The sequence below is a fragment of the Embleya sp. NPDC008237 genome (genome assembly GCF_042956465.1).
Classification (GTDB): domain Bacteria; phylum Actinomycetota; class Actinomycetes; order Streptomycetales; family Streptomycetaceae; genus Embleya.
The window spans coordinates 35,300-60,953 of the sequence record NZ_JBIBGL010000018.1 but is presented as its reverse complement, the minus strand read 5'-3'; the positions used below and the strand labels follow the sequence as shown (position 1 = coordinate 60,953).

Annotated in this window: 23 protein-coding genes and 1 riboswitch; of the genes, 13 read left to right on the top strand and 10 right to left on the bottom strand. The window is 70.7% G+C overall.

The window, feature by feature from the left end:
- Positions 1-20: 20 nt before the first annotated feature.
- The 4 genes from rfbA to ACFZBU_RS36885 all read left to right on the top strand — a co-directional run bounded on the left by rfbA (position 21) and on the right by ACFZBU_RS36885 (position 4,658).
- Positions 21-917, top strand: a complete 897-nt coding sequence (gene rfbA, locus ACFZBU_RS36900; RefSeq protein ID WP_391588110.1) for a glucose-1-phosphate thymidylyltransferase RfbA — start codon at positions 21-23, stop codon at positions 915-917.
- 45 nt (positions 918-962) lie between these two features.
- Positions 963-1,571, top strand: coding sequence for a dTDP-4-dehydrorhamnose 3,5-epimerase (gene rfbC, locus ACFZBU_RS36895; RefSeq protein WP_391588109.1), 609 nt, complete (start codon positions 963-965; stop codon positions 1,569-1,571).
- Positions 1,572-1,704: 133 nt separating this feature from the next.
- Positions 1,705-2,673 (top strand): UDP-glucose 4-epimerase GalE, encoded by a 969-nt coding sequence (gene galE, locus ACFZBU_RS36890; RefSeq protein WP_391588108.1) that lies wholly within the window; start codon positions 1,705-1,707, stop codon positions 2,671-2,673.
- A gap of 424 nt (positions 2,674-3,097) precedes the next feature.
- Positions 3,098-3,319, top strand: a riboswitch (cyclic di-AMP (ydaO/yuaA leader).
- A gap of 4 nt (positions 3,320-3,323) precedes the next feature.
- Positions 3,324-4,658: a transglycosylase family protein gene (locus ACFZBU_RS36885; RefSeq protein WP_391588107.1), complete on the top strand. Its 1,335-nt coding sequence runs from the start codon at positions 3,324-3,326 to the stop codon at positions 4,656-4,658.
- A 238-nt stretch (positions 4,659-4,896) separates the two neighbouring features.
- On the opposite strand, the gene ACFZBU_RS36880 is transcribed toward ACFZBU_RS36885, so the two are convergent.
- Both ACFZBU_RS36880 and ACFZBU_RS36875 read right to left on the bottom strand, forming a co-directional pair.
- Positions 4,897-6,930 carry a PIG-L family deacetylase gene (locus ACFZBU_RS36880; RefSeq protein WP_391588106.1) on the bottom strand — a complete coding sequence of 678 codons (2,034 nt, stop codon included), beginning with the start codon at positions 6,928-6,930 and terminating at the stop codon, positions 4,897-4,899.
- Between the two features lie 153 nt (positions 6,931-7,083).
- On the bottom strand, positions 7,084-8,232 hold the full coding sequence (locus ACFZBU_RS36875; protein WP_391588105.1) for an NlpC/P60 family protein: 1,149 nt from the start codon (positions 8,230-8,232) through the stop codon (positions 7,084-7,086).
- Between the two features lie 235 nt (positions 8,233-8,467).
- On the opposite strand from ACFZBU_RS36875, the gene ACFZBU_RS36870 reads away from it, so the two are divergent.
- The 6 genes from ACFZBU_RS36870 (at position 8,468) to ACFZBU_RS36845 (ending at position 14,586) form a co-directional block, all read left to right on the top strand.
- On the top strand, positions 8,468-8,788 hold the full coding sequence (locus ACFZBU_RS36870; RefSeq protein ID WP_026218593.1) for a hypothetical protein: 321 nt from the start codon (positions 8,468-8,470) through the stop codon (positions 8,786-8,788).
- A gap of 316 nt (positions 8,789-9,104) precedes the next feature.
- Positions 9,105-9,911, top strand: a complete 807-nt coding sequence (locus ACFZBU_RS36865; protein ID WP_391588104.1) for a hypothetical protein — start codon at positions 9,105-9,107, stop codon at positions 9,909-9,911.
- A complete protein-coding gene (locus ACFZBU_RS36860; protein WP_391588103.1) occupies positions 9,901-11,214 on the top strand; it encodes a hypothetical protein in 1,314 nt (437 codons plus the stop codon). The genes ACFZBU_RS36865 and ACFZBU_RS36860 overlap by 11 nt, the downstream gene beginning before the upstream one ends.
- A complete protein-coding gene (locus ACFZBU_RS36855; protein ID WP_391588102.1) occupies positions 11,214-12,725 on the top strand; it encodes an SCO6880 family protein in 1,512 nt (503 codons plus the stop codon). Before ACFZBU_RS36860 ends, ACFZBU_RS36855 begins: the two co-directional genes overlap by 1 nt.
- 58 nt (positions 12,726-12,783) lie before the next feature.
- The gene (locus tag ACFZBU_RS36850; protein ID WP_391588273.1) at positions 12,784-14,127 is read left to right on the top strand and encodes an ATP-binding protein; all 1,344 of its coding nucleotides are present in this window, start codon (positions 12,784-12,786) and stop codon (positions 14,125-14,127) included.
- A complete protein-coding gene (locus tag ACFZBU_RS36845; protein WP_391588101.1) occupies positions 14,128-14,586 on the top strand; it encodes a hypothetical protein in 459 nt (152 codons plus the stop codon).
- Positions 14,587-14,828: 242 nt separating this feature from the next.
- On the opposite strand, the gene ACFZBU_RS36840 is transcribed toward ACFZBU_RS36845, so the two are convergent.
- Together ACFZBU_RS36840 and ACFZBU_RS36835 are read right to left on the bottom strand one after the other, a co-directional pair.
- Positions 14,829-15,095, bottom strand: coding sequence for a hypothetical protein (locus tag ACFZBU_RS36840; RefSeq protein WP_391588100.1), 267 nt, complete (start codon positions 15,093-15,095; stop codon positions 14,829-14,831).
- 119 nt (positions 15,096-15,214) lie between these two features.
- Positions 15,215-16,135, bottom strand: coding sequence for a DMT family transporter (locus ACFZBU_RS36835; RefSeq protein WP_391588099.1), 921 nt, complete (start codon positions 16,133-16,135; stop codon positions 15,215-15,217).
- Positions 16,136-16,444: 309 nt separating this feature from the next.
- On the opposite strand from ACFZBU_RS36835, the gene ACFZBU_RS36830 reads away from it, so the two are divergent.
- Complete coding sequence (locus tag ACFZBU_RS36830) at positions 16,445-16,912, top strand: DUF6328 family protein (protein WP_391588098.1); 468 nt, start codon at positions 16,445-16,447, stop codon at positions 16,910-16,912.
- Positions 16,913-16,922: 10 nt separating this feature from the next.
- Here ACFZBU_RS36830 and ACFZBU_RS36825 read toward each other — a convergent pair whose 3' ends face one another.
- A complete protein-coding gene (locus tag ACFZBU_RS36825; protein ID WP_391588097.1) occupies positions 16,923-17,192 on the bottom strand; it encodes a hypothetical protein in 270 nt (89 codons plus the stop codon).
- Positions 17,193-17,268: 76 nt separating this feature from the next.
- A complete protein-coding gene (locus ACFZBU_RS36820) occupies positions 17,269-17,823 on the bottom strand; it encodes a MarR family winged helix-turn-helix transcriptional regulator (protein WP_391588096.1) in 555 nt (184 codons plus the stop codon).
- A 369-nt stretch (positions 17,824-18,192) separates the two neighbouring features.
- Here ACFZBU_RS36820 and ACFZBU_RS36815 point away from each other — a divergent pair, with 369 nt between their 5' ends.
- Complete coding sequence (locus ACFZBU_RS36815; RefSeq protein ID WP_391588095.1) at positions 18,193-19,461, top strand: MFS transporter; 1,269 nt, start codon at positions 18,193-18,195, stop codon at positions 19,459-19,461.
- A 303-nt stretch (positions 19,462-19,764) separates the two neighbouring features.
- On the opposite strand, the gene ACFZBU_RS36810 is transcribed toward ACFZBU_RS36815, so the two are convergent.
- Positions 19,765-21,381, bottom strand: coding sequence for a SpoIIE family protein phosphatase (locus tag ACFZBU_RS36810; protein WP_391588094.1), 1,617 nt, complete (start codon positions 21,379-21,381; stop codon positions 19,765-19,767).
- Between the two features lie 223 nt (positions 21,382-21,604).
- Positions 21,605-22,936, bottom strand: a complete 1,332-nt coding sequence (locus ACFZBU_RS36805) for an NAD(P)/FAD-dependent oxidoreductase (protein WP_391588093.1) — start codon at positions 22,934-22,936, stop codon at positions 21,605-21,607.
- 219 nt (positions 22,937-23,155) lie between these two features.
- On the opposite strand from ACFZBU_RS36805, the gene ACFZBU_RS36800 reads away from it, so the two are divergent.
- Positions 23,156-23,899: a TetR/AcrR family transcriptional regulator gene (locus ACFZBU_RS36800; RefSeq protein ID WP_391588092.1), complete on the top strand. Its 744-nt coding sequence runs from the start codon at positions 23,156-23,158 to the stop codon at positions 23,897-23,899.
- 137 nt (positions 23,900-24,036) lie between these two features.
- On the opposite strand, the gene ACFZBU_RS36795 is transcribed toward ACFZBU_RS36800, so the two are convergent.
- Positions 24,037-24,489 carry a universal stress protein gene (locus ACFZBU_RS36795; RefSeq protein WP_391588091.1) on the bottom strand — a complete coding sequence of 151 codons (453 nt, stop codon included), beginning with the start codon at positions 24,487-24,489 and terminating at the stop codon, positions 24,037-24,039.
- Positions 24,490-24,584: 95 nt separating this feature from the next.
- Positions 24,585-25,625: a phosphotransferase family protein gene (locus ACFZBU_RS36790; protein ID WP_391588090.1), complete on the bottom strand. Its 1,041-nt coding sequence runs from the start codon at positions 25,623-25,625 to the stop codon at positions 24,585-24,587.
- Positions 25,626-25,654: the final 29 nt, after the last annotated feature.

The following is a 25,654-nucleotide window of genomic DNA, read 5'->3' as shown; positions in this document are numbered from 1 at the left end:
ACACAGCCTATGGTGTTCGCATGCGCGGCATCCTTCTCGCGGGCGGCACCGGCTCCCGACTCTGGCCCATCACTCAAGCCGTATCGAAGCAGCTCATGCCGGTCTTCGACAAGCCGATGATCTACTATCCGCTGTCGACTCTGATCATGGCCGGCATTCGTGAAGTCCTGGTCATCACCACTCCGGAGGACCAACCACAATTTCGACGGTTGCTCGGCGACGGCTCGCGCCTGGGCATGCGGATCGAGTATGTCGAACAGGCAAGTCCGGACGGGATCGCGCAAGCCTTCCTGCTCGGCGAGGATTTCATCGGTGACGGACCCGTCGCCTTGATCCTGGGCGACAACATCTTTCACGGCGTGGGCCTGGGTCGACAGTTGCGCACCTGCGCGGACGTCGCCGGGGGGCGGGTGTTCGCCTATCCGGTTGCCGACCCCACCGCGTACGGCGTGGTCGAGTTCGACGCCGACGGCGTGGTGCGCTCCATCGAGGAAAAGCCCGAGCAGCCGAAGTCCCGCTACGCGGTTCCCGGGCTGTACTTCTACGATCATCGAGTCGTCGAGATCGCCAAGGGCCTCGAGCCGAGTGCCCGAGGCGAGTTGGAGATCACCGGCATCAACGCGGCCTACCTCGAACGCGACGAGCTGATGGTGACCGTCCTCGATCGCGGCACCGCGTGGTTGGACACCGGCACCTTCGCCTCACTGGTGCACGCGGCGGAGTTCGTCCGCGTCATCGAGGAGCGCCAAGGCATGAAGATCGGCTGCGTCGAGGAGGCCGCCTGGCGGGCCGGCTTCATCGACGACACGCAGTTGAAGGCGCTCGCCCAGCCGTTGCTCAAGAGCGGCTACGGGAAGTATCTGCTCGACCTGCCGATCTACGGCGACGGCATCGCCCCGCGAGCCGAATTCGACTGAGCTCGGGCCCGACCGCCTCCGGATTCGATGGACAAGGACACGTACATGAAGTTCCACCCCCTCTCGATCGAGGGCGCCTGGGAGATCACGCCCCAGCAGCACGGCGACTCCCGCGGCATGTTCATGGAGTGGTACCGCTTCGATCTGATGGCCGAACACGTGGGTCACCCGCTCCGGCTCGCGCAGGCCAACATGTCGGTGTCGGCACGCGACGTGGTGCGTGGCGTGCACTTCGCCGACGTGCCCCCGGGCCAGGCGAAGTTCGTGACGTGCGTACGCGGTGCCGTACTGGACGTCGTGGTCGACCTACGGGTGGGATCCCCGACGTTCGGCACTTGGGAGGGGGTGCGTCTGGACGACACCGAGCGGCATGCGCTGTACATCGGCGAGGGTCTCGGGCACGGCTTCTGCGCGCTGACGGACGACGCCACGCTCAGCTATCTGTGTTCCGAGTCCTACGCACCCGCGCGCGAGCACGCCGTGCATCCGCTCGACCCGGATCTCGCCATCGACTGGCCGACGGAGGGTGCGGCGCAGTTGTCCGCACGGGACCTGGCCGCCCCCTCGCTCGCGCAGGCGATCGACGCCGGCATGTTGCCCGACTACGCCGAATGCCGCCGGTTCACCGACATGTTGGGCCGCGGCTCCGCGTAGTCGGGGGTATCGGCGTCCGGTCGCCTGCCGAGGGCCCACGGCCGAGCATGGGCTCGGCCGTGGGCCCTCGGTCGGTACGGGCGCCACGGTCGGCGAACCGGCCCGGCACCGTTCGGCTGGGTAGGGTCGGGACATGAAGTGGCTTGTCACCGGCGGTGCCGGATACATCGGGACGCATGTCGTGCGGGCGCTGCTCGCGGTCGGCGAGGACGTGGTCGTGGTGGACGACCTGTCCTCGGGCACGCGCGAGCGGGTGCCCGAGGGGGTGCCCCTGGTGGTCGGCTCGGTGCTGGATCGGGTGCTGCTCGACGAGGTCTTCCGGGCGCACGCGGTGGACGGCGTGGTGCACATCGCGGGCAGGAAGCAGGTCCCCGAATCGGTCGCGCGCCCCCTCTTCTACTACGAGGAGAACGTCGAGGGTCTGCGCACCCTGCTGGCGGCCATGGTCGAAGCCGACGTCACCCGGATCGTGTTCTCCTCCAGCGCCGCCGTGTACGGCATGCCCGACGTCGAGCTCGTCGACGAGGACACCCCGTGCGCGCCGATCAACCCGTACGGCGAGAGCAAGCTCGTCGGCGAGTGGATGATCGGAGCCACCGCGCGCGCCCACGGGATCTCGTACGCCTCGTTGCGCTACTTCAACGTCGCGGGCGCGGGCGCGCCGGAACTCGCGGACAGGGGTGTGTCCAACCTCGTGCCGATGGTCCTGGAGAAGTTGACGGCCGATCAGGCGCCGGTGATCTTCGGGGACGACTACGACACGCCGGACGGCACGTGCGTGCGCGACTTCATCCACGTGCTGGACCTGGCCGAGGCGCACGTGGCCGCCACCCGTCGACTCGCGAGCGACCCGGACGCGCGCCTGGTGCTGAACGTGGGTCGCGGCGAGGGCACGTCGGTGCGCGAGATGGTGGAACTCATCGGCGAGGTCACCGGATTGCGCGACATCGCGCCGGAGGTCCACCCGCGACGCGCGGGCGACCCCGCCCGGGTGGTCGCGAGCGCCGACCTGATCACCACCGAGCTGGCCTGGAAGGCCCGGCGCGGCACGTCGGACATGGTGCAGAGCACGTGGGCCGGGTGGCAGGCGCTGCGCGGCTGAGCGGCGGCGGAGCGCACGGCGCCGAGTCGATGGGCCGCTCGGGTCGAGTCGGCGGGCGTGAAGTCGCTTGGGACAAGTCGGACATGCGGCATATAGCCTGTGGGGTGAATCACGCCCGGCGCGGGTGCGGGCATGCACCGCGATGGGCATGGGCGTTTCCGCGCGACGCTACGCGCGATGCCGATGTGACGAGCGGGACGTAGGTGATCGTTTCCGGACCATCTGCATGCACCGCAACCGGGAACCACTGTCACGCAAATCCGATGGATCCGGCACGGAACGCCAACTGCGGTCCTTTCCGTAAGGGATCATCTACATTGCGCTCATCCGCAAATCGGATATTCGACCTCTATCCGACACGGACTTGTGATCTACGTCCGAGCCTGCTTAGCGTTCGATCCGTCCGTATCCCACACGGACCCCGATCGCCGGTACGCCGAATCCTGTCGCCGGCCGTTCGGGAGGCTGACGAGCACCACACGACAGGAGCGGGGGAACCACAGGTGAACCGCCGCGAACGGCCCCGATCGAAACGATCGGACGCCGCGAACGGCTTGGGGTGAAGCCACGTCCTTCGGGATGTGGCCGGGCTATCGATCTCCGGCCCGAATCCGACAGCTCACCTCGTAGGCGTGGGAGAGGATCCAGCAATGCTGTCCGGAACCGGGCGTCATCGCCGTCGCAGCACCAGTAGGACCACGCGTCTGATCGCCGCGGCGGGTGTCGCCGGAGTCGGCGTCGCCATGCCGATCATCGGCGCGGGCACGGCCCAGGCCGCCTCCGTGAGCACCTGGGACAAGGTCGCCCAGTGCGAGAGCACGGGCAACTGGCAGATCAACACCGGCAACGGCTTCTACGGTGGCCTGCAGTTCACCCAGAGCACCTGGAACGAGTTCGGCGGCACGCAGTACGCCGCGCGGGCCGACAAGGCGACCAAGGGCCAGCAGATCGCGATAGCCGAGAAGGTGCTCAAGAGCCAGGGCCCCGGTGCCTGGCCGGTGTGCTCGGTCAAGGCGGGCCTGACCCGAGGGGGCGCCACCCCCGACGTCGACACCGGCTCCTCGGCCGGCAAGACCGCGCCGAAGACGGCGCCCAAGACCGAGACTCCCAAGGCCGAGACCCCGAAGAAGACGGTCGCCGCGCCCAAGATCGAGGTCAAGTCCGAGGCCCCCAAGGCCGAGGCTCCCAAGACCGAGACCCCGAAGACCGAGCCGGTCGCCACGTCGGACTCCGCCGCCACGTCGTCCTACGTCGTGGTCGCCGGCGACACGCTCTCGAAGATCGCCGGCGCCGCGCACGTGCCCGGCGGTTGGCCGAAGCTGTACGAGGCCAACAAGAGCGTGGTCGGCGAGAACCCCGACCTGATCTTCCCGGGCCAAAAGCTCACGGTCGACGGCAAGGCCGCGCCGACCACCGCCAAGACCGAGGCCGCCGCGCCCAAGGTCGAGGTGCAGAAGCCGGAGACCCCCAAGGCCGCGCCGAAGGTGGAGACCAAGCCGGCCGCGCCGAAGACCTCGGTCAAGACCGAGGCCGCCAAGAGCGACGCCAAGCCCTCCGCGAGCACCGAGAAGGCCTCCGGCGCCTACGTCGCCCCGGTCTCCGGCGCCACGCTCACGTCGAGCTTCGGCGCCGGCGGCTCGCGCTGGTCCAGCGGCAGCCACACCGGCCAGGACTTCGCGGTCTCGACCGGCACCACGGTGCGCGCGGTCACCTCGGGCACCGTCGTGTCGGCCGGCTGGGGCGGCGCGTACGGCAACGAGGTCGTCATCCGGCACGCGGACGGCAAGTACACCCAGTACGCGCACCTTTCCTCGATCTCGGTCAAGGCCGGGATGAAGGTGCAGACCGGCCAGAAGATCGCGCTCTCCGGCGCGACCGGCAACGTGACCGGCCCGCACCTGCACTTCGAGGTCCGCACCACGCCGAACTACGGCTCCGCGGTCAACCCGATGACCTGGCTGCGCAGCCACGGCGTCAGCGTCTGATCCACCGCTCTCCCGCGCCGTCCGGCGGGCGTTCCCTTCGGGGAGCGCCCGCCGTTCGCATGTTCGGGCGGGTGTCCGCGCGGGTGCCGCCCACGGCGGGCCGGATCGTAGCGTCGGGACGGCCGAGAGGTGCCCGACGTGCCGTCGAGTGGGCCGCATGGTGCACAGCCCCCCGTCGTAGCCGGCCGTACCGCGCACGGCGTCCCGTCGGAACGGCCGGGCGCCGCCCGCAACATCGTCAGGAAAGCCGTGCGGTGCGCAGCGCCCCGTCCGGTCCGAGCCACAGAACCACCGGCTGTCCGGCGCCGTCCGTCGCGCCGGTGGGACCGACCGCGACCGCGTGTTCGTCGAGCACGATCGGCGGCCCGGCCGCGCCCACCACGACCGGACGGCCCTCGGCGTCCCGGGTGCAGACGGCCGTCGTGCCGTCCGGCCGGCGCAGCGGGTACAGCGCCTCGTGACCCACGCCCGCGGTGCGCGGATCACCCGGCGTCCAGGCGCCGGGCCCGACTTCGACCACACTCGCGATCTCCGCCGTGCCGGCCCGCCGGTGCGCGATACCGACCCGGCCGTCGGCGCCCACCCACGCCGCAGGCGCCCCCACCGGCCGCTCGGCCGCGATCGTGCCGGGCGGGCCGGACCGGTCGCCGACGAAGTCCCAGTACCGGATGCCCTCGCGGGCCGTGCCGAAGACGGTCACCCGGCCGTCCGGGCGGGTCACCGCACTCGGCCCCTCGACGATCTCGCCGCCGCCCAGGTCCTGCCAGTTCGACCACTCCTCGCTGCCGGCGGGTCGGAAGCGGGTGCTGATTCCCTTGTCCCGATTGCGCACGAACAGATGCAGCCCGCCCGCGCCGTCGGCCCGGACCACCGGTGTGCCCGGGCCGCGTTCACCGTCGTCGGGGCTGCCCAGGCCCCGCCACGGGCCCAATCCGCCGCCGGGTGTCGTCTCGGTCGCGGTGACGATCTCGAACCGGTCCCGGTCGGAGCGCCGGGCGCCGCCGATCCGTAGCGCGAAGACCGCGATCCGGCCGTCCCGCGTACGCACCGCGGCCGGTCCGGGCGCGAGTTCGCCGTCGCCGGGGCCGGGCATGGACCGCGCCGGGGTCCAGACCGCGGCGCCGACGCCCTCCTGAGTCCATCGGGTGATCCGGCCGCCGAGCACGGCCCACGCGGTCAACCGGCCGTCCGCCCCGAGCACCGGCCGGGGACCGGCGTCCGGAAAGCGATACGTGGTGCTCTGCGGCCAGTTGGTCCGAGCGGCGGTGTCCCGCACCTTGAGGTCGCCGCAGTCCACCCGTCCCGGGCAGTGCCGCACCCGGTCGGTCCAGCCGTACACCCGGGTGATCTCGTCCTTGCGCTCGCGGGCCGCCGGCGCGAGATTGTGCGGCCAACGCTCGTTGTAGTAGCCCCGGTAGGCGATCGCCGCCGCGCTCGCGGCCGGCCGCGCGGCGTTGTACCGGCGCAGCGCCTCCCAGGTGAACTGCGCGGCGGCGGTGTGGTCCTGGTGGTCGGAGACGCCGCCGTTGTCCGAGTGTGCGGGGTGTGCCCCGTCGTGCCGCTGTCGATCGGGGTCCGGGTCGAGCGTGCGCACCACGGTCGGCGTCTGGGCCCGCATCAGGTCCGCGAGCGAGTCGATCAGGCCGTCCCGGGTGTAGGAGTACGGTCCGCCGGCCGGCTCGTCCCGGGCGGCCAGCGTGTCGAGTTCGCGTTCCCTGCCGTTCCACAACGTGCGCAGCCGCCCGCGTGCGCCGATGCCCTCCTCCTTGCGCGTGTTGAGGAACACCAGCTTGATGTTCGGGGCGTCCACCAGATGGTCGAGTTCGGCGTGCGCGCCGTCGCGCAACCGCACGCTGTGCCGCTCCCAGCGCGCCGCGCGGTCGCCGAGGGCCATGAACGCGTACGCGGCGCGCGCTCCGTTGTTGCGCGCTGCCGCGTACGCCTGCGGATCCGGGCGCCCGCCGGGGCCGTTGCGGCCGTCCGCCTCGCCCGCGGTGAGGAAGACCGTCACGCTGTCCGTGCCGGTGCGCACCGCCCGGTCGACGTCGGGGTTCATGAAGAAGAGGTCGTCGTCCTGATGCGCGACCACCTGCATCACCGCACCGGTCGTGCCGGGCCGCGGTGCCAGGGTCTCGATCCCGATCGGCGAGGTCGGCGCGTGATACGGGGGCGAGCCGTACGGCCCGGTGACCTTCACCACCGCGAGCGCGAAGCCGAGCGCCAGGACACCGACCACCGCGGTGAACCTGCCGGTGCCGGGGATCATCGCCATGTCGGCTGGGACCTTTCTGCCGTCGCGGGCGAACCGGCCTCATCATCGCCGGTCGTCGACCGCGCCCCGGACCCGGCACACCCGCACCCGGCGCGCCCGGCACGGTGCGCCCGGCACGGTGCGCCCGGCCCACGCGCCGGATCGCCGCGGCGGTCAGCGCGCCCGCGCGCCGCCCGTTCCCGCGGTGCGCGGCTCGGCCGCGGCGGGCAGTCGGGTCGGCACCTTGCCGCCCCCGGCCGGGGTGCGGCCGGGGTCGGCGGCCGGACTGCCCGCGCCGGAGTCGTTGTTCGCCGAACCGGGGCTGCGGTCCGGCAGCGACTTCGCGCCCTCGGGGGTGACCCGGGTCGCGCCGATGTAGTCCGGCTTGTCGATCGGACCGAACTTGATCACCGTTCCGGTGTAGGGCGCGTGGATCATCTGGCCGTTGCCGACGTACATCCCGACATGGTGGATGCTGCGCGGGTCGCGCAGGTCGGTGGCGAAGAACACCAGGTCGCCCGGCAGGAGTTGGTCACGCGAGGGATGCCGGCCGGCGTTCCACTGGTCGTTGGCCACCCGGGGCAGCTTGATGCCCACGGTTTCGTAGGCGGCCTGGGTCAGCCCCGAGCAGTCGAACCGACCGCCGTCGGCCGCGGTGCCCTCGCCGCCCCACAGGTACGGGGTACCGAGCTTGGTCTGCGCCCAATTGACCGCGCCCGCCGCGAGCGCCATCGGCTGCAGCGGGGTCTGCACGACGCCGAAGCTCTGCTCCAGCGAGCGGATCGACTTCACGTAGTCCTGGGTCTGGGTGTACGGCGGGATGCCCTTGTACTGCATCACCCGGTACGCGCCCGCGTTGTACGCGGCGAGCATGTTGTTGGTCCGGTCGCCGGGCACCGAGGCGACATATTTGGCCAACGAGCAGTCGTAGCGCGCGGCGGCCGGGATCGCGTCGGCCGGATCCCACGGGCTCGACTTGCCGTCGCCGTTGCCGTCGGTGGCCCACTCGGGCCACGTGGTGGGCATGAACTGGGCGATGCCCTGGGCCCCGACGTTGCTCAACGCGGTCGGGTCGAAGCCGCTCTCCTGGTAGAGCTGCGCGGCCAGCAGCGCCGGCGAGATCTCCGGGCAGAGCCTGCCCCACTTGTCTATGGTCGCCGCGTACGCGGCCGGCACCGTGCCGGGCGCGAGCGACATCGTGCCGCCGACTCCGCCCTGGCTGCCGGATGCGGATTGCATCGCGCCCACGCCTACAGTGAGAAGACCGACCAGACCGAAGGGAATCGCGAATGCGATGCCACCGGCCACCCAGGCTTTGCGCATCGCAGGCACCCCCGATTCTCCGCGACCGGGACGGGGTCGCGACGGACACTCCGAGCACATTGTGCGCGCCACGATTGCTCAGCGCAATCACCCGTGATACACACAGTGAGCAGACACACTTGCCGAGGTGGTAGCCCGATCGGCTTCCCCACAGCACAATAAACGAACGACCCACTCCTCCAGTCGAATGCGACCGGAGACAACCAAAAGCCCGACCTCGGGGGCGGTGAACAACGTGTTTCTTGGCGAAGGCAACGGCAACGGCAACGGCGACATCAATACGATCATCGGCGGCATAGCTCCGAACTGGGGCCCGTTCGCAAGGCTGGGCGGCGAAGCCCGGATCATGGTCGAGGTGATCATGGCCGTGGCCCTGCTGCTCTGCCTGGCCATTGCGATCTGGGGCGCGGCGAAACAGCGCATAGGGGCCACCGCGATGCGCGACACGTTCAGCGCGGAGCAGGGCAAGGGCCTCATCATCGCCGGCCTGACCGGCGTCTTCATCATCGGATCGCTCGGGACGCTGTTCACGATTGTGTACGGAATGGCGATCTAGACCGATTCGCACCCTGCCGTCCCCAAGGTGGCGAATCCCGTGGTGTTTTGTCCCGGGCGCGGCGCACTCCGGTGCGCCGTGCGCCCCGAAACCGGAATGCCCCATTCCGCATCCGGGGCAGAGCAGCAATTCCGGTTCCTTTACCGGACAATCGAGCCTGTGTTCACACGACAGCGCGGTGCCACCGGAATGACTTCCCGTCTGGGAAGATCGTTCCGGCTGCAACCGAACCCGGCGGCGCTCCGCCCCCGGGGACTGTGTTGTGCGCGCAGGTCGCCCGTATCTTCCGGCCTGCCGCGGTGAGGGGGGACAGGCCATGAGCGACGAGGAACCCGCCACGCGTACCCGCCTGCCCAGACCGACCTCCTCGCCGGAGAGTCCGGAGCCCAGGCGCAACCCCATACTGTCCGGGATCGGCGTCGTGGTGGTGATCGCCGTGGTCATCGTGTCCCTGCTGTTCGCCGCCAACCGCTCCGACGACGACGGCGGCTCGACCGCCAAGGACGCCGGGCAGACCTCCACGGCCGCCGAGGCATCCGGCGGACCGCCGCTGTCCGCCGCGCAGTTGCCCGAGCGCACCGAGTCGGGCGTGCCGGTCGGTTACCCGCAGACCGCGGAGGGCGCCCAGTCGGCCGCGGCCAACTTCGTCGTCGCGTACGGCTCGGACCGGATGTTCCGGGCCCAGCCGCGGGCCGCGATCATCACCACGATCACCGATCCGGCGATCCGCGACGGTCTGCTCGCGCGCGTCGACCAGGCATTCCGGGCACAGACCGCGACTTTCGGCCTTCAGCCCGACGGGAACCCGCCCAAGGGTCAGACCTTCGTTTGTCGGGCCGTGCCGATGGGCACCAAATCCGTTGCCTTCACTCCCGCTTCGGCGACCGTGGAGGTCTGGAGCGTGGGCGTGGTGGGCATGGCCGGGACCGGTTCCACCAAGCCGGTGGCCGAGGCGTGGAACACCACCACGATGAAGCTGTCCTGGGTGAACGGCGATTGGAAGCTGGTCGAGTTCAGCCAGAAGGAGGGCCCGACTCCGGTCTCCGGACTACAGGATCCGTCCAGCGCCAACGACATCGCCAAGGCCGACGGGGAGTTCGGGGAATTGCGCCATGCACGCTGACCGGGAACGCCGCAGCCCTCGCAACCGATTCCTGACCCTCGGCGGGACACTGGCCGCGGTGCAGGCCCTCCTCGTGCTCGGTGCCACGCGCGTGTGGGCCGAGCCGACACCCGGCGCCACGACACCGCCGGCCGGCACGCCGAGCGCGACCGCACCCGCGAGCAAGCCGGAGTGCGACCTGCTCACCGGCCCGGCGAAGGACATCTGCAACAACGGCGGTCCCGGCGCCCCGGGGACCGGCACGCTGGGCACGGTCACCGACCCGCTCGGCTCGATCGCCAAGGGCTGTGCCGACGCGGCGACCTGGATCATCGACAAGCTGGCCGGCGCGGTCAACGACACCACCCAGGTGGACTTCACCAACCCCGGCTTCCTGCGCCAGTACGCGGTGGTGTTCGCCGCGTCCACGTTCCTGACCCTGATCCTGTGGATACTGGCCGTCGCCAAGCGCGCCGTGCGCGGGGTCCCGATCGGCACCGCGATCAGCGAGGCGATCGGCTACCTGTGGCTCGCGGTGATCGCGTCCGCGTTCACCCCGTTGATCCTGTATTTGGCCGTCTCGATGACCGACGCGATCACCGCGGCCATCGCGACCGGCACCCAACAGGACACCAACAAGTTCCTCGGCGGCTTCTCCAAGGCGCTCGATCCCGCGAGCGATCTCGGCGGCGGACCGGTGATGCTCATCTTCGTGTCGCTGCTCTCGATGGCCGCTGCGGCCGTGTTGTGGGTCGAACTCCTGGTCCGGGCGGCGATGTTGTACGTCGGCGCGATCCTGGGCACGGCGGTGTACTCGGGCCTGGTGGACAAGGCGATGTGGCACCACGTCCGACGCTGGGCCGGGATCATGATCGCGGTGCTGCTGGCCAAGCCGGTGATCGTGATCGTGCTCGGACTGGCCACGGCGGTCACCGCCGGCGGCAAGGACGACGCGTTCTCCTCGGTGCTCTCCGGCCTGGCGATCCTGTTCCTGTCCATCTTCGCCAGCGTGCTCATCTACCGCTTCGTGCCCAGCATCGGCGACGACATGGCCGCGCTGCACAGCAGCCGCAAGGCGATGCAGTCGGCCGGTCCGGCCTCGATGGTCAACGGCCCGGCCACGTACATGAAGCAGGGCATCCAGGCACACGCCTCGCGGGGATCGACCGGTTCCGGCTCTGCCCCGGTGACCGCGAACGCCGTATCGTCGGGCATTGCGGCCCATGGCACCAGGGGCGGAGGTTCGGGCGGCGCCCCGACGCCGGCACCACCGCCTCCGGCCAATCCCGCGGCAACGCCTCACGCGAGGAACGGTAAAGAGTAATGACTACGCAACCGGTCGCCCGACGCCGAACCTTCCTGATCGGCAAGGCCAAACCCACGGCGGTCATCGGCAAGAACCGCGAGCCCGGCGAGATCTTCCTGATCATCGCGGCCGGCGGATTCGCCCTGTTGTGGGGCCTGTTGATGCCGATCCTGGTGCTCCGCATCCTCGGCCTGGTCGGTTTCCCGCTGCTCGCGTTCGCCGCCGTGTACATGCCGTACAAGAAGCGCACGTTCTACAAGTGGTGGGAGATCAACCGCACCTACAAGCGCACCCTCAAGCGCGGCGCCACGTACCGGTCGGCGGTGACCGAGGCGGGCACCAAGCTGACCGGGCAGGGCGTCGCGGTCGGCGCGCCGCCCGGTGTCGGTCGGGTGGCCTGGTCCAGCGTGCCGTTCGGCCCGGACGACCTGACCGTGCTGATGCACCTGGAACGGCGCACCGTCACCGCCGCGATCGAGATCGAGGGCCCCGGTGTGGGGCTGCGCGACTCGGAGGACCAGGAGGCACTGGTCGAGCGGTTCGGCACCCTGCTCAAGCACGTGGCCAACGGCGACGGCTTCGTCACCCGGCTCCAGGTGCTGGCCCGGACGCTGCCCGCCGACCCGGACGCGCACGCCAAGGACGTCGCCCGGCGCGGCGACCACAAGGCGCCGATGTGGGTGCAGGACTCCTACGAGCAACTCCAGTCGATGGTCTCCACCTCGTCGGAGCAGCACCGCGCCTACCTGATCGCGTGCATGCACTACACCCGCGACCTGGCCGCCGAGGCCAACGTGATGGGCAAGGGCGACAAGGGCCTCGGCGTGGTGATGGCCCGTGAACTCACCGACGTGTGCGCCCGATTGACCGAGGCGGACATCCGGGTCCGGCAGCCGTTGAACGAGGCGCGGCTGGCCTCGCTGATCCACTCGATGTACGACCCCGAGCACCAGATCGACGCGTTCGAGGGCATGCAGGCGCGCTACGCGTGGCCCGCCGAGTTGGACGCGACACACCCGAACTACCTGGAGGCCAAGACCCGCGAGTCGGACTCGGCCGAGCCGTGGTGCCACGCCACCGCGTGGATCAAGGAGTGGCCGCTGACCCCGGTCGGCGTCAACTTCCTGGCCCCGCTCCTGGTGCACACGCCGGACGTGATCCGCACGGTCGCGGTCACCATGGACCTGGAGCCCACCGACATCGCGATCGAGCGCATGCTCACCGAGAAGACCAACGACGACGCGGACGCGGCCCGCGCGGCCAAGATGAACCGCGTGGTCGACCCGCGCGACATGGCCCACACCGGCCGGGTCGACCAGCGCGGCGAGGACTTGGCGGGCGGTGCGGCGGGGGTGAACATCGTCGGCTACATCACGGTGTCCTCGCGCAATCCCGATCAGCTCTCCCGGGACAAGCGCACCATCCGCGCGTCGGCGGGCAAGTGTTTCCTCAAGCTGGAGTGGTGCGACCGCGAGCAGCACCGCGCGTTCGTCAACACGCTGCCGTTCGCGACGGGTATTCGAAAGTGAGTGTCGGCGGTGTCGCCGCCGGGGACGGGATGGATGGGGTGATCACGTGTCGGGTCTGATGTCCACGTTGACCCAGGGCTTCTCCGGCATCATCTTCGGCCGGGGCGAGACCCAGCGGTTGCCGGTGCGCACGTCCACCGGCCAGGCCCAGGCGATCTACCTGCCCACGGCCGCGCCCGGGCTCGGCGACTCGGGCGTGATCATCGGCCGCGAGGTGTACTCCGGAAAGGGCTACATCTACGACCCGTTCCAGCTGTACGGCCAGCAACTGCCCGCGCCGCACTGGCTGGTCCTGGGCGAGTCCGGGAACGGCAAGTCGGCGCTGGAGAAGACGTACGTATTGCGCCAGTTGCGCTTTCGCGACCGCCAGGTGGTGGTCCTGGACGCGCAGGGCGAGGACGGCGTCGGCGAGTGGAACCTGATCGCCGAGGCGCTGGGCGTCAAGCCGGTCCGGCTGGACCCCAACGACCTCTCCGGCGACGCGGTACGGCTCAACCCGCTGGACCCGGCGATCGCGGTCACCGGCCAACTGGCGCTGCTGCGCACCATCATCGAGGTGGCGATGGGCCACTCGCTCCAGGAACGGGCCGGCTACGCGCTCAAGGCGGCACACACGCACGTGATGCGCACCGTGCACGGACGGCAGCCGATCCTCCCGGACATCGTCGAGGCGTTGCGCAATCCGACCCCCGAGTCGTGCGAACTGCTCAGCTTGGACGTCAAGGACGTCCGGGTCTGGGGACTGGACGTCGCGCTGGTCCTGGACCGGCTCACCGACGGTGACCTGCGGGGCATGTTCGAGGGGCCGACCACGGACGGCATCGACCTGGACTCGCCGCTGATCATCTTCGACCTGTCGCACATCGACCGGAACTCGATCGCGATGCCGATCCTGATGGCCATCGTCGGCGTGTGGCTGGAGCACACCTGGATCCGGCCGGACCGGGTCAAGCGGATCTTCCTGGTCGAAGAGGCCTGGCACATCATCAACAGCCCGTTCGTGGCCCAGTTGTTCCAGCGCCTGCTCAAGTTCGGCCGGCGTCTGGGCCTGTCCTTCGTCGCGGTGGTGCACCACCTCTCCGACGTGGTGGACGGCGCGGCGGCCAAGGAGGCGTCGGCGATCCTGAAGATGGCCTCGACCAGAACCGTGTACATGCAGAAGGCGGACGAGGCCCGGGCGACCGGAAAGGTGCTCGGGCTGCCCCGGTGGGCGGTGGAGATCATCCCGACCCTCACCCCGGGCATCGCGGTCTGGGACGTCAACGGCAACGTGCAGGTGGTCAAGCACCTGATCACCGACACCGAGCGGCCGATGGTCTACACCGACCGCGCGATGACCGAGGACGCGGTGGAGGAACGGGTGCGTGCCGAGGCGGCGTTGGCCGACGATCCGGCGGCGTAGATGGGGGCCTACGGACACCCGCCGGCGCCGCGCGAACCCACGCCGGGCCGGGCGCCCTCGGAGGGCGTGCCCGACGGCCTGCTGATCGCGGGCCTGCTGCTGCTGATCGCCGGCACCGCGGTGATCTGGCTGTCCACCGGGCTGGCCGCACTGGCGAGCGGCAAGGACTGGCCCGACGAGGTCACCTACCGGCACTCGGCGCTGGCGCTGCGCGCGGTGCTGGGCGACCCCGACGACCTGCCGCACGCGTGGCCGGACACCCCGCCGGGGCAGTTGCCCTCCCCCACCGCGTTCTGGGTGTCGTTCGGCTTCGTGGTGCTGATCCTGCTGATCGCGGTGGGATGGGTGTTCTGGTGGTGGTTGCGCCGGGCGACGGCGAAGGCCGTCCGGGCGGCCGGCGCGGAATTGCCGAATTCACCTGCCCCGAAGCGGAATCAGCGGCTCCCGAACGGGGAATGATGCGCGTGCGCACCTCTGCCGAGGGCGCCCCACGATCGTGGCCGGGCCTGGTCGCCGCGTGGCCGTACGGTGACCCGGCGATCGGCCCGACCCACCATGTTCGTGGGCGCATGCCCCTGTCGGTCTTCCGACCTGCGTGAACTCTTCGGCCTGCGGTGGGCGTTCGGCCCCGTGGGCCGGCCACGGAGGCCGGCCGGGCCGGATGGGGCCGACCCCCGCTTCGGCTCCGTCGCGACGGACGATCAGTCCGTCCAGGTCATGCACTCCTCGCAACGGTAGGCGCGGGGGCCGGACTTGTATTCCACCTTGTCGGACTTGCGGTAGTACTTGCACGCGCGGTTCTTGCAGACGACCGGGTGGCCGTCGACCGCCTCGATCGGTAACGGCACCGTGTCGTAGGTGCACGGGGTGGGCGGGAGCTTCTTGTAGTAGCCCCCGGTCGCCGGCAGCGCGGTCGGGTCGAACGGCGAATACGCGGCCCCGTCGGAGATCCCCTCGGACACGCTCATGCGCACCTCCTGTGCTGTGCCGGCCGTGTGCCGCTGGTGCCGCACGCTAGCCGAGAATCGGGGACGAGACGGGTGGTTCGGGACGGTTTCCGCCCGAAGGGCCGACGGGGCCGCGGGATTCAGCCGCGCGCGGCGTTGCCGGCCGCGCGGTGGTGCACCGCGATCGAGGTGAGCACCAGGACGCCGCCGAGCAGCCGTGTCGGCCCGAGCCGCTCACCCTGGAGCAACGCGGCGAGCACGGTCGCGGTCAGCGGTTCGAGCAGCACCGCCACGATGCCGCCGCCCACGTGCGCCCGGCCGAGCGCGGTGAAGTAGGCGATGTACGCCCCCGCGGTGGGCACCACGCCGAGGAAGAACACCGCGCCCAGGGTGTCGATGTGGATCGGCACGGCCATCCCGACCGCCAGTGCCGCGGGCAACAACAGGCAACCGCCGAACAGGAATCCGAGCCCGGTGACGGCGACCCGGTCGAGCCCGGGCAGGGCCGGCCGGGTGTCCAGGGTCGACACCGCGAACCCGCCGGCGGCCACCAGCGCGAAGCCGACACCCACCGGTGCGCCGCGGGCGCCGCCGGCGGGTGAGCCGAGCAGCAGGGCCAGGCCCAGGGCGGCCACGACCAGACTCGCGATCGCGAACCGGCCGAGTCGGCGTCGCTCCAGCAGGGCCGAGCCGGTGGTCACCAGGAGGTGCACGGCGACCATGGTGGTGAGCGTGGCCAGACTCACCGAAGTGGCCGCCACGGCAGCGAAATAGGCCGCCTGGAACACCGTGAACAGGGCGCCGACGCCGGCGATCCGGGCGAGTTCGGCCCGGTTCGGGCGACGCACCCGCAGCCGCCCGCAGGCGAGCGCGTAGCCGGTGATGAACAGGCCGCCGGCGAGCAGCCGATAGGCCGCGACGGCCACCGGGTGCAGCCCGGCGCGGGCGGCCAACACCGAACCGGCGATCCCACCGGTCCCCCACAGGACGCCGGCGACAACGAACAGATCGAGCCCGGACCGGGTGTTCCGGGCAGCATGAAGGAAGGTACGAACGAACATGGAAAGGCTCCGACTTCGACGCCTACAGGACAACGTCGGAGCGGGGCGGCACCGGTTTCGGCCAGGCCGATCCAGGGCCGCGACCCGGGACTACCGGATCGGACCCGGGGACACCCCGCTCAGTGGCGGGGCGGCGGGCAGTTGGACCAGGCGTGGTGCATGGCAGCCACCCTAGGGCCTGGCTTCGATCCCGCGTCGTGGTGCCCGGCGCGGGATCGAAACCAGGCCCTGGTGCGTCCGCTCGGCACGATCGTGAGGTTCGCGGTTCGCACCAGGTGCGAAACGTTTCTTCCAGGGCAGCAGCCCACCATGGACGAAACGTCGAAGGAACGACTCGACCGCGAGCTGAACGAGTTGATGCAGGGATTGCGCGTCGCGATCCCTGGTGTGCAGTTCATGTTCGCGTTCTTGTTGACCGTCCCGTTCGCGCAGGGCTTCGCGCGCGTGAGTGAATTCCAGAAGGACGTGTTCCTGGTCGCGCTGATCTCGACCCTGCTGTCCTCGATCTTCTTCATCGCACCGGCCGTCCAGCACCGCCTGCTCTTTCGCGGGCACGCCAAGGATGTGCTGCTGCACCGGTCGAACCGCTACGGGATAGCCGGCGCGATCGCCCTGTCGGTGGCGCTGACGTCCGCGGTCCTGCTGGTGGTGGACTATCTGTTCGGTCGCACCTGGGCCCTGTCCGTGGCGATCCCGCTGGCCGCGTTGATCACGTTGGTGTGGCTGCTCCAGCCGCTGATCACTCGCGTCCGGCGGAACGGCGACCTGCTCCCGTGACCGGAGCGGGTCAGACCCATTCCAGCAGGCGGGCCGCGTGGGCCCGGACGGGGCACGGCTCGGGTACCCCGCAGCCGCAGCCGCCGGTGTCGACCGGCCGGTGTCGGATCAGCGTGCGGGTGACCACCATGCGGTAGTCGAGCAGCGGATCCTCGGCCGGGCGCGGGCTCCTCGGGCGCGGCGCGCGCAGGATGCGCGGGGCCGGCCTGGACAGGCCCGCGGGCAGCGGTCGGTCCAGCCGCTCGATGTCCGTGCGTTGCCTCGGAATGCGCACTCGCATGTGTCCGGTCCCCTTCTCGTCCGGTGTCCCACCGTGGCGGTGCACCCGAGCGTGGCAGCGCTCGGGGCCCGCCGGATCACTCCGTGTCCAGGCGCCCGCCCGCGTCCGGCTGGGATTCCTCGACCCGCGCCAGCATGCCGCGCAGTCCGGCCGCGAGCGCATGCCGTTCGGCCGGCCCCAGATCCTGGAGCAGGCCGGCCTCGAAGACCGCGGCCTCGCGCACCACGCGCAGCCACACGTCCCGGCCGGTGGTGGTCAGTTCGACGATCACCCGCACCCGGTTCTGTTCGTCCCGGGTCCTGGTGACCAGGTCCTCGGCGACCATCCGGTCCAGCCGGTGGGTCATCGCCGCGGGGGTCAGGCCCAGTCGGCGGGCCAGGTCGCCGGGGCTGAGCCGGTAGGGACGGCCGACCAACACCAGGGCCTTGAGCACCTCCCACTCGGCGTTGGTGATGCCCAGCGCGGTGAGTTGGCGGCCGTACGCGACGCTCATCCGGCGGTTGAGCTTGGACAGCGCCGCCACGATCGTCTCGACCTGCGGGTCCACCTCGGGGAATTCGCGCTGGAAGACGGCGAGGTACTCCTCGATGTCGCCTTCGTCCGCTGTTGCCTGCTCGGCCCCCTCTGTCATGCCGGGAAGTATCCCACCTCCCACCCGCTCGTTCGTCGCCCTCGCCGGGCGATGCCGTTAAGCATTGGACGCCAAGGCTATAGATCCGTATAGTTTAGCTCTGAAGTCTTCAGGCTTGAGGACTCGGACTCATCGGATCAGGCACGGCGGCGACGCCGGCGTGGGCCCGGGCGACAGCCCGGCCGCCCCCGGCGCGCCCGCCTCGACGCGGATACCAGGCGACCACCTCGCCGGACCCGGGCATGCCCGGACGCCGGTACGGGTCGGGTCGGCCGCCTTCGCGCGCCTTCGGATGCCCGAGCCCCGGCCTGCGGACCGATCCCCGCGGGCCGGAGCGGCCGGCCCGCGCGACCGGTAGTCGGGAGGTGTGTGGTGGCGACCCAAGGCGCTCTGCGTCGGATCCAGCTCGGTAACGCGCTCAGTGCGTTCGGCAGCGGTTTCACGGTGCCGTTCCTGTTCGTATACGTGACGCGGGTGCGAAACCTGTCGGCGGGTCAGGCCGGCCTGATGTTCAGCGTGCTCGCCATCGCCGCGCTGTGCGCGCTCCCGATGGTCGGTCCGGCGATCGACCGGCGCGGCCCCCGTCCGGTGGTCGCGGTCGGCTCGGTGGTGGCCGCACTCGGCGCGCTGACCCTGGGCCTGGCCCGCGGCGAGGCGCTGGTCATGGCGGGCGCCGCGCTGCTCGGGGCCGGTGTGGCCGCGATCCAGCCCGCGCTGGCGACGATGATCGTGCGGTGCACGACGGCGCTCACCCGCGCTCGCGCGTTCGCGCTCCAGTTCACCTTCAACAACCTGGGCCTGGGCATCGGCGGACTGATCGGCGGCATGATCGTCGACCCGTCGCGGCCGGCCAGTTTCACCCTGCTGTTCGCCGTCGAGACCGCGATGTTCCTGGTGCTCGGCGCGGTGTGCGGCACGGTCCGGCTGCCCGCGATACCGGCCGCTCCGGCCGGAACGGCGCCGGGCTCGGGCTTTCGGCACCTGGTGAAGAACCGCGCGATGGTCCGGCTGTGTGTGGTCGGCGCGGTCATCTTCTTCACCTGCTACGGCCAGTTCGAGTCGGGCCTGGCGGCGTTCGCGACCGAGGTCAGCCGGATCTCGCCGAGCATGCTGGGCGTCGCGCTCGCGGCCAACACCGCGGTGATCGTGCTCGGTCAGCTCACCGTCCTGCGGATCACCCAGCGCCGCCGGCGCAGCACGGTGATCGCGGCCACCGGCCTGGTCTGGCTGCTCGCCTGGATCGTGACGGCGCTGTCCGGCCTGGTGCACGACGACAAGGTCGCGGCGGCGGTCACCATCATCGCCACGTACGCGCTGCTCGGCGTGGGCGAGTCGCTGCTCGCGCCGACGCTCGGACCGATGGTCGCGGACCTGGCCCCCGCACACCTGCTCGGCCAGTACAACGCGGCCCAGTCCCTGGTGAAGCAACTCGCCATGGCAGCGGGCCCGGCCTTCGCCGGCGTCATGGTCGGCGCCGGCCTGTACGGCCCCTACCTGGCCGTCCTGATGGCCTGCTCGCTCCTGATCACCATCCTCGGCCTACGCATGCGCCACACCCTCAACCCGACCCAGAACGGCGTCGTCATCGCCGAGTCCACCCCCTCCCGCCAACCCACTCCCCACCCCCTGCCGGCCTGACCAACACCAACCACCAAGCCCACCCAGCGCCGGCCGGGCGCTTGAGGCCAACCCGGCGCCGGCCAACGCATGAGCCCACTCAGCCCGGCCGGCGCATGAGCCCACTCAGCCCGGCCGGCGCTTGAAGGCCACGCCACTCAGCCCGGCCGGCGCTTGAGGCCAACCCAAGGCAACCCACGCCCAACGTCGGACAAAAGCCAAATCAGCCCGGCCGGCGCATGAGGCCAACCCAAGGCAACCCACGCCCAACGTCGGACAAAAGCCAAATCAGCCCGGCCGGCGCATGAGGCCAAATACCCCCGATCAGCCCAACGGGAACTCGCACCAGACCGTCTTGCCCTCGTCGGTGAGCCGACTCCCCCACGACTTGGCAATCGTCGCCACGATCGCCACCCCGCGCCCGCTCTCGTCGTCGGCCGCCGCCCGACGCCGCCGCGGAACGTGGTCGTCCGCGTCGGAGACCTCGACGATCAGCCGCTTGTCGGTGCGCCGAAGGCGCAACCGCATCGGCGCGGCCCCGTGGGTGAGCGCGTTCGCCACGAACTCGCTGACCGCGAGCACGCCCATCTCCCGCAATTCCTCACCGACCTGCCAACTGGCCAGCACACCCGAGGTGAAGGCCCGCCCGCGCGCGGCCACTTCGCTGCCGCCCAGCAGGTCAAGCGACGCGGTCCGGAACAGACGCGCCTGGGCACCCTCACGGCGCGGCAGTTGCAGCACCAGCATCGCCATGTCGTCGTCGTGTTCCTCCGGCAACTGCATGTGCGCGATGAGGTGGTCCCGGACCGCCTCGGGTTCGCCCACCGACGACAGCAGCGCGGCGCCCAGCGTGTCGATGCCCTCGTCCAGGTCCTCGCCGCGGCGTTCGACCAGGCCGTCCGTGTACAGCACCACGGTCGAGCCCGGGTCGAGGGTGATCCGCCCCGAGGTGTGCGGCCAGCTCGCGCCGGTGCCCAGCGGCGGCCCGTTCGCGTCGTCGAGCTTGTGGATCACGTCCTCGCCGTCACGGACCAGCGGCGGCAGATGGCCCGCCGTCGAGTAGGTCAGCACGCCCTCCCCCGGGTCGTAGACCGCGTAGGCGCACGTGGCGATCTGGGTCGCGTCGATCTCCATCGCGGTCTCGTCGAGCAGTTGCAGGATCTCGTGCGGCGGCAGGTCCAGGCGCGCGTACGCCCGTACCGCCGTCCGCAGTTGGCCCATCACCGCCGCGGCGCGCACGCCTCGGCCCATCACGTCGCCGATCACCAGCGCGGTGCGCCCCGCGCCCAGGGTGATCACGTCGTACCAGTCGCCGCCGACCGCGGCGTCGGTGCCACCGGGCAGGTACTTGGCGGCCACGATCAGGTCGTCGGGGTTCTCCAACCGCTGCGGCAGCAGGCTGCGTTGCAGGGTGACCGCGGCCTGCCGGTGCCGCCGCTCGCTCTCCCGCAGCCGGTCGGTGGCCTGGACCTGGTCGGTGACGTCGACCGCGAAGACCAGGACGCCTCGCGTGTCGCCGCCGCGACCGGCCGCCTCGGGGCGGACCGGCGTGCACACGAACGTGTAGTAGCCGTGCCTGCGCTCGCTCTCCGGCATGCCGGGGTAGGTCTCGCCGCGATGGTCGACCCGGCGGGCGCGCACGGTTCGCCCGCGCCCGGTCCGATAGACCTGATCCATCAGCGTCAGCAGCCCGTGCTCGGCGAGTTCGGGCAGCGCGTCCCGGGCCGGAACACCCGACCTGCGTGCGCCGAAGACCGCCCGGTAGGCGTCGTTGACGTAACACAGCTCGTGGTTCGACCCTCGGGTGACCGCGATCAGCGCGGGAGCGTGGGCCAGCACGTCGCGCAACGGGAAGGTGTCGTTCGATTCCTGGCTGCGTGCCGCCGGCACCGAGCGGCGCCGGTCACCGGCCAGCCGGGCGCCCCACCGAGTGATGTTCAACCGCTCGCTTCCTAGAGAGTTCGTTCACGCAAAGCGCATGGAGGTTTACCGCAGGTGACATCACCAGTGTGGGCGAAAGTCGGCCGTGAGGGAATCACGTCCCGTGACCGGGCCCCCGTTCGGGGTACCACAGGAGTGCGCTGTGGCAATGTACGGGACCCGGTCGCGGCCCACTCGCCCCTCGGGCAACGCTTCAGCCTACGAGCCCCTCGGCCGGCCGTGCCTACCCGGTGGGCTTGCGGTCCCCCCGGGTGGCGTACTCGAACTCGGCGCGCGGGTGTTCGATCGAACCGAGCGAGACGATCTCCCGCCGGAACATCAGGGACAGTGTCCATTCCGCCATGATGCGCATCTTGCGGTTCATCGTGGGCACCCGGCTGAGGTGGTATGTGCGGTGCATGAACCACGCCGGCAGGCCCTTGGTCTTGATCCCGTAGACCTGGGCGACGCCCTTGTGCAGGCCGAGCGAAGCCACCGAACCCGCGTACTTGTGCCGGTACTGCTGCTGCGGCCGGTCGCGCAGCGTGGCGATGATGTTGTCGGCGAGCACCCGCGCCTGGCGTACCGCGTGTTGCGCGCTGGGGCCGGTGAATTCCTCGCCCGGCTTGGTCAGATCGGGCACCGCCGCGCAGTCGCCCGCCGTCCACACCCCCGGGACCCCGTCCACCTCCAGCGTTGCGCGCGCCTTGAGCCGGCCCTTGTCGTCCAGCGGCAGATCGGTGGCGATCAACATCGGGCTGGGCTTGACGCCCGCCGTCCACACCAGTGTGCTCGCGTCGACCTCGGTGCCGTCCGAGAGCACGACGTGCCGGTCGCGCGCCGACTCCAGCCGGGTGTTCAGGCGTACGTCGATGCCGCGTCGGCGCAGCTCGGCGACCGTGTACCGGCCCATGTCCTCGCCCACCTCGGGCAGGATCCGCGGCGAGGCCTCGACCAGGATCCAGCGCATGTCCGCCGGGGTGATGTTGTGGTAGTACCGGCAGGCGTAGCGGGCCATGTCCTCCAGCTCCGCGAGCGCCTCCACGCCCGCGTAGCCGCCGCCGACGAAGACGAAGGTCAGCGCGTGGTCGCGGATCGAGGGGTCCCGGGTCGAGGACGCGGTGTCCATCTGTTCGAGCACGTGGTTGCGCAGCGCGATGGCCTCCTCGACGGTCTTGAAGCCGATGCCCCACTCGGCGAGCCCCGGTATCGGCAGGGTCCGTGCGACCGAGCCCGGTGCGACCACGAGCAGGTCGTAGGAGGCGTCGTAGGTCTCGCCGTTGAGCAGTTCGATGGTCGCGGTCTTCTTCGCGTGGTTCACGTGCTCCACGGTCCCGGTCACGATGCGGCACTTGGGCAACACCGAGCGGAGCGGGACGACCACGTGGCGTGGCGAGATGGCGCCGGCCGCGGCCTCCGGGAGGAACGGCTGGTAGGTCATGTACGACTGCGGTTCGACGACTGTCACCGTCGCCTCTCCCGCCTTGAGTTTCCGTTGCAGGCGAAGGGCCGTGTACAAGCCGACGTAGCCGCCGCCGACGATCAGGATGCGCTCGGGCCGAGTCGAGGTCGTCATGCGTCCCACTCTGCCCCTTTCCGAGCGCCACAGACAGATCTTCGACGGGTTTGCGTGCCCCGCACGGGTGGTGACGAGAGATCAGCGGTCAGCGATATCTTCACAACCGTGCTGTCGGATTCCGCTTCTGGGGTGGGGTCGGTTCGGGTAGTCTCGACGCCCTGGGCAAAGCGGGGTCTGGTGGGGGAATCGACACACTTGCCTTCCGGGGGAGACGCTATGAGCGGCGCTTCGCGTACGCGTACCACGAAGACGCAGGACACCGGCGGCGACGGCGTCGGGGGGCGACACACCACGACGATTCCACCGGCTCGCAAGCCGCAACGGAGCAGGCCGGCCGATCCGTCGCCACAGCTGCGCACCGACGCCCGGCGCAATCTGGAGCAGGTGCTCCGGGCGGCCCGCGAGGTGTTCGGCGAGCTGGGTTACGACGCTCCGATGGAGGAGATAGCCCGCCGCGCCGGCGTGGGGGTGGGCACCATCTACCGCCGCTTCACCGGCAAGGAGGCGCTGGTCCAACGGATCATGATCGCCGAGACCAACCGGCTGACCGCCGAGGCGGTCAACGCACTGGACGAGGAGCCGGACGCGTGGTCCGCGCTCGCCAGGTACTTACGCCGCGCGGTCGGCTCGGGTGCCGGCCGATTGTTCCCCGCCCTCAGCGGGCGGGTCCCGGTAACCGAGGAAATGAGCTCCTCGCGCGCCGAACTCAACGATGCGGTGGGCATGTTGGTCGACCGCGCCAAAGCCTGCGGACTGCTCAGGGCGGATGTCTCGGACGCCGACATATCGCTGATGATGTCGTGTCTGCTGCCCCCGTCCGGACTTCCGCATTCGCAACGACTGACCATCGCCGGTCGGTATCTGGAGATCCTGCTCGACGGCCTGCACGCGGGACACTCGTCCCCGCTGCCCGGGAAGCCGTTCACGCAGGACGAGTTGGACACCCTCTTCCTGAGTTGAACCGGGGCCGGGCCGAACCGGGGACGGGTCGAAGCGGCCCGAGCCGAACGGAGTTCGAACCGAATGGCGTTCGAACCGAACCGATCCTCGGGCGCAATCGAGCCGACTCGGGGCGCCACCGGGCCGAGCGAGCGTGATCAGCTGCGCACCACGAGCACCGGGCAGGCCGCATGGTGCACCACCGCCGTGCTGACCGAGCCGAGCAGCAGGCGGGAGAAGCCGCCGGAGCCACGCGAGCCCACCACGACCATCTCGTGCCGCTCGGACATCCCGAGCAGCACCTCGGTCGCCGTCCCCGAGTACACCTGGACCACGGCATGTCCGCCGAACGGCCGCTCGCGTTCGCCGTTCACCTCGGCCACGGTGATCTCCGTCCGGGTCCGCAATTCGGCGAGCACCCGCTCCAGATCCTCCTGGTAGTGCGGGCCGGGCGCGAGCACGACATAGCCCGGGGACGCGGGCTGCGCGGTCACCACGTACAGCGGCAACCCGCGCAGTTCGGCCTCGGTCATCGCCCAGTCCAGGGCCCGCCGGGCCGGCTCCGACCCGTCCACGCCGACCACGACGCCCTTCGGCTCAGCGTCGGCCATGGGCCCTCCTCGTCACCGAATCCGGATGTGGAGGGCCCCATACCACCCGGATGTCACACACTCACCTCTGCACGCGAACGCCACCCGGACGGCGGTCAGGCGTGCGCGAGGATCTCCTGCGCGCGGTCGGCCAGCGCACGCAGACCGTCGCCGGTGAACCGCCCGGCCGCGTCCTGCGCGCCCATCGCGCCGGCGGTATAGCGATCGAGCACGCCGGCCAGGATGCAGGCCAACCGCCAGCACGCGAACGCCTGGTACCAGCGGATGTGCGACAGATCCCGGCCGGTGGCCGCCGCGTAGCGGGCGGCGAACGCGGCCCGGTCGATGAAGCCCTCGCTCGCGGTGCCGTCGGCGGGCAACAACGCCCCGTCCTCGCCCGCCTCGACCCAGTACATGAGCGTGGTGCCCACGTCGGCGAGCGGGTCACCGAGCGTGCACAGTTCCCAGTCCAGCACCGCGCGCACGGTGCCGTCCGGGCCGAGGATGACGTTGTCCAGGCGGAAGTCGCCGTGCACGATCGTGGCGCCCTGCTGCGTCGGTACGGACGCCGCCAGCGCGTCGTGCACGTCGTCGATCGCGTCGATCCCCGGCACCCGAGTGGCCTCCCACTGGCGGTGCCAGCGACGCAGCTGTCGCCCGATGTAGTCCGCGCGACGGCCGAGCTCGCCCAGACCCACCGCGTCCACGTCCACCGCGTGGATCGCCGCGAGCACGTCCGCGAGTTGCTCGCCGGCCCGCTGCCGGGCCTGCGGCGTGAGCATCGTGGTCGCGTCCTCGGCGGAGCGGATCACATGCCCGTCGACGAAGTCCATCACGAAGAACGGCGCACCGTTGACCGTCTCGTCCGTGCACAGGCCGAGCACCGGCGGCACCGGCACGTCGGTCCGCCCGGAGCCCAGCGCGGCCAGGATCCGGTGCTCGCGCCCCATGTCGTGCGCGGTCGCGAGCACGTGTCCGAGCGGGGGTCGGCGCAGCACCCAGCGGTGCGCGTCGGCGTCCGAGACCACGTAGGTGAGGTTCGAACGGCCGCCGAGCACGAGGTCGAAATGCAGCGGCGGGTGCACCGCGACCCGCTCGGCCAGCCACTTCGTGATCGCTTCGGGCCGCAATGCCTCGGCCATGGGACCCTCCGTCATGTTCGCGCTCCGCTCCGGATGCCGAGGTT